This window comes from Peribacillus sp. P4_D6, assembly GCF_056401795.1.
This window is the reverse complement of record NZ_JBFUIQ010000205.1, coordinates 1-4,457: the sequence shown is the minus strand read 5'-3', so window position 1 is coordinate 4,457 and position 4,457 is coordinate 1. Positions and strand designations below refer to the sequence as shown.

Here is a 4,457-nt window from a genome sequence, read left to right as displayed (position 1 = left end):
GGGATTGTATAGATTGCTTTTTGTAGGTTCAATGATCATACCATCCACGCCAAATGACAACATCATTTCCAAGGCTTTTTTTTCTTGTTCGACATCATTATTTGTACTGGCTAATAGTAACGAATAATTATCTTCATTCAATCTTCTTTCAATTCCGCGGATAATAGAAGGGAAAATGTAATCAGAAATGTAGGTCGTGATTACACCAATCGTTTTATTTTTGGAATTGCCACCAGATTTTGATTGATATTGGTTACTAACATATGTGCCAGATCCTTTTTCACTTCTCAAGAATCCCTCGTTTGATAATTCTAAAATGGACTTTCGTACAGTATGTCGGCTAACGTTGTACATTTCTTGCATGACGGATTCAGTAGGAATTTGTTCCCCTACACTATATTCACCTGTAAGGATTTTATTTTTTAAATCATCAATGATTACCTGATACTTTGGTTTCATTAAACCTCACTTCTTCCATAGTTGTTTGCATTCTAATTTATGCGCTTAAAATATTTGTGCGGACATATTTTACCATAATTTTTGAATAAATTAAAACAAATCATCTTATTTTTTGTATAAAGTTATAAATTCACCCTATTTACCTTTAGGTTTCATGTCGTATAACTTCCCTTAATACAAATTCATGACTTTAAGGTGAGGATGGAGTATTTCGCCTGAAAGTTGTAAGTATAAATAATATAAAAAGTTGACAAATGTACGTACAAAAAATATAATATGGTTGTTAATAAATTTAAGCGCCTCCTTTTATTGAAAGCGCTGACAGAAGGGGGATTAACGTGCAAACGAATATATTAAAAATTAAACAAGCGATTACCGGAGGAGAAACTTCACTTGGAATCGAATTTGGATCCACCCGTATTAAAGCGGTGTTGATTGATAATCATCATGAGACTATCGCATCTGGAGGTTATGAGTGGGAAAATTTCTTGGAAGATGGAATTTGGACGTACAACTTAGTGGATATTATCACTGGTCTGCAAACAGCTTATAGTGAAATGAAGCAAGAAGTTGAACGGAATTATGGAATTACCATTCGAAAAATAGGTTCTATTGGATTTTCCGCAATGATGCACGGGTACATGGCTTTTGACAGTACAGGGGAGCTACTTGTTCCGTTTCGAACTTGGCGTAACTCAACAACAGGTGTTGCCGCAAAAGAACTAACTGATCAATTTCAATTTAATATCCCTGAACGATGGAGTATTGCTCACCTTTATCAAGCGATATTAAATGAAGAGAAACATTTGCCTCGCATTGATTGTATTACGACTTTGGCTGGATACATTCACTGGTTATTGACTGGAAATAAAGCAATTGGCATTGGAGATGCTTCAGGCATGTTCCCCATTGATGAATCAACGCAAGATTACAATGAATCAATGGTCAAGCAGTTTGACGAATTAATTGCGACGAAAGGTTATCCTTGGAAGCTAAAAGAGATTCTTCCTAAAGTCTACATTTCAGGCGAGCAAGCGGGTGAATTAACCGAAATTGGAGCGAAAATCCTCGATAGATCAAGAAATTTACAACCAGGCACTCCAATTTGTCCACCGGAAGGCGATGCTGGGACTGGAATGGTTGCTACGAATAGTGTGAGGAAACGTACCGGAAACATCTCAGTAGGAACTTCCGTTTTTGCGATGATTGTACTAGAGAAAGAACTTTCAAAAGTATATCCAGAAATTGATCTGGTAACTACACCAAATGGAAGTCCCGTTGGAATGGTTCACGCGAATAACTGTTCAAGTGATCTCAATGCTTGGCTGGGATTGTTCCGTGAATTTTCTGAGGCAATGGGACAAAAGGTTGATATAAATAAATTATTTGAAGTAATGTTGAATAAAGCTTTGGAAGCGGATCCAGATGGTGGCGGTTTGCTTAGCYACGGTTATTTCTCAGGTGAAAATATCACAGGATTGGAAAAAGGGCGACCATTATTTGTCCGCTCGCCTGAGAGTCAATTCAATTTAGCAAACTTCATGCGCACTCACCTTTTTACTGCTTTCGGTGCATTGAAAATCGGAATGGGTATTTTGACAAAAGAAGAAAATGTTGCAATTGATCGTATTTTGGCTCACGGTGGTTTATTTAAAACCCCTCTTGTTGGACAAAAAATCGTTGCGGCTGCAATGAATGCTCCAGTATCAGTTATGTCAACAGCAGGAGAAGGCGGCGCGTGGGGAATGGCGATTCTTGCATCTTACATGATGAATAAAGAACAAAAAGAAAGTTTAGAAGACTTCCTCGACAAAAAAGTATTCGAAGAGGTTGATGGGCAAGAAATTTATCCTGATCAAGTAGATGTTAAAGGATTTGAAGCATTTATTGAAAGATACAGGAAGGGTTTAGTGATTGAGCAGGCCGCTGTAGACAATTTGATGTTATGAGTGGAAAACTGGAGGGATTGACGTGTTAGAACAACTGAAAGAAGAGGTATATCAAGCAAATTTGGACTTGCCTAAATATGGACTCGTAAAATATACATGGGGAAATGCGAGTGCCATCGATCGTGAAAGCGGTTTATTTGTTATCAAGCCTAGTGGCGTTGATTACGAAACGATGAAAGCCAGCGATATGGTTGTTGTTGATTTAGATGGCAATGTTGTTGAAGGAGAGTTGAGGCCTTCATCAGATACAGCGACTCATGCTGTACTTTATAAATATTACCAAGAAATCGGCGGCATTGTGCATACTCATTCAACTTGGGCGACAATCTGGGCTCAAGCAGGCCTTGATGTTCCAGCGATGGGCACCACTCATGCAGACACATTTTATGGATCCATCCCATGTGCCCGCTACCTAACACAAGAGGAGATTGATCGTGGGTACGAAGTGGAGACTGGGAAGTTAATCATCGAAACATTTGAAGAGCGCGGGATAGACATTTTAGCCGTTCCTGGTATCTTACTTCATGGTCATGGTCCCTTTACTTGGGGAAAAGATGCAAAATCCGCCGTAATGAATAGTGTGGTGTTGGATGAAGTTTCGAAAATGAATTTATTTACACGGGAATTAAATCATTTTGCAAAAGAATTACCACAAAATATTTTGGATAAACACTATTTACGAAAACATGGAAAATATGCTTATTACGGTCAAAAGTAAGATCAACTCTATCAAATTATCAACCTATTAAATAAAGAAAAGAGGCTTATTATGTTAACAACAGGAAAAAAGGAATTTTGGTTTGTCGTAGGATCACAACATCTATATGGGGAAGAAGCGTTAGCAGTGGTCAAGGCGAATGCACAAACGATAGCCGATGCATTAAATGAAAGCGGTATATTACCCTATCCACTTGTATTGCAAGATTTAGCTGTTAGTGCAGATAAAATCACAAGCATCATGAAAGAAGTCAACTATCGTGACGAAGTTGCCGGTGTCATCACTTGGATGCATACTTTCTCACCTGCAAAAATGTGGATTCGTGGAACAAAATTATTACAAAAACCATTGCTTCATTTAGCAACACAATTCAATGAAAGTATTCCTTGGGCAACAATTGATATGGACTTTATGAACCTGAACCAATCCGCTCATGGTGACCGTGAATATGGTTTTATCAATGCCCGATTGAAAAAACAAAATAAAGTTGTTGTAGGTTATTGGGAGCGTCCTGAAGTGCGGCAGCAAATTGCACAATGGATGGACGTAGCGGTTGCTTATAACGAAAGCTACAACATTAAGGTCGCTCGCTTTGGTGACAACATGCGTAACGTTGGAGTAACCGAAGGGGATAAGGTTGAAGCGCAAATCCAATTTGGGTGGACAGTTGACTATTTTGGAATCGGAGACCTTGTTCAATATGTAAATGCGGTTACTGAGGAAGAAATTGATGCTTTATTTGCAGTATACGAAGGCCATTATGAATTTGATTATGGTACCTACAGTAGGGAAAATTGGGAGAAAAGCGTAAAGGTACAGGCAAGCTATGAAATTGCGATTAAACGGTTCCTTGCTGATGGTGGTTACACGGCCTTCACAACGAATTTCGAAGATTTATATGGGATGAAACAACTTCCTGGTCTTGCCGTCCAACGTTTGATGGCACAAGGATATGGCTTTGCGGGTGAAGGGGATTGGAAGACGGCAGCACTTGATCGCTTACTGAAAGTGATGAGCCATAACCAATCAACTGGATTTATGGAAGATTACACATATGAATTAGCTGCTGGACAAGAATCAATCCTTCAATCACATATGCTCGAAGTCGACCCATCTTTAGCAAGTAACAAACCAAAAATTGTCGTATCTCCATTAGGTATAGGTGATCGTGAAGATCCAGCACGTTTAGTATTCGACGGCAAAGCAGGAGACGGTGTCGTTGTTTCCATGGCTGACTTTGGTACAAACTATAAACTTTTGATTAATGAAGTTTCTGCATTCGAGCCAACAGTTCCAGCACCACACCTGCCAGTGGCCCGTGTACTTTGGGA

The 4,457-nt window shown here is 39.0% G+C and carries 4 protein-coding genes; 3 read left to right on the top strand and 1 reads right to left on the bottom strand.

The window, feature by feature from the left end; translation table 11 throughout:
• Positions 1-459 (bottom strand): GntR family transcriptional regulator (locus tag AC1DVB_RS25385; RefSeq protein ID WP_477591533.1); only part of this gene is annotated, 459 nt, incomplete at its 3' end.
• A gap of 338 nt (positions 460-797) precedes the next feature.
• On the opposite strand from AC1DVB_RS25385, the gene AC1DVB_RS25380 reads away from it, so the two are divergent.
• The 3 genes from AC1DVB_RS25380 to araA form a co-directional block, all read left to right on the top strand.
• Positions 798-2,408: a xylulokinase gene (locus AC1DVB_RS25380; RefSeq protein WP_477591531.1), complete on the top strand. Its 1,611-nt coding sequence runs from the start codon at positions 798-800 to the stop codon at positions 2,406-2,408.
• Between the two features lie 22 nt (positions 2,409-2,430).
• Positions 2,431-3,126 carry an L-ribulose-5-phosphate 4-epimerase gene (locus AC1DVB_RS25375; RefSeq protein WP_095678918.1) on the top strand — a complete coding sequence of 232 codons (696 nt, stop codon included), beginning with the start codon at positions 2,431-2,433 and terminating at the stop codon, positions 3,124-3,126.
• 51 nt (positions 3,127-3,177) lie between these two features.
• The coding region (gene araA / locus AC1DVB_RS25370; RefSeq protein WP_477591529.1) for an L-arabinose isomerase at positions 3,178-4,457 on the top strand (1,280 nt) is incomplete at its 3' end.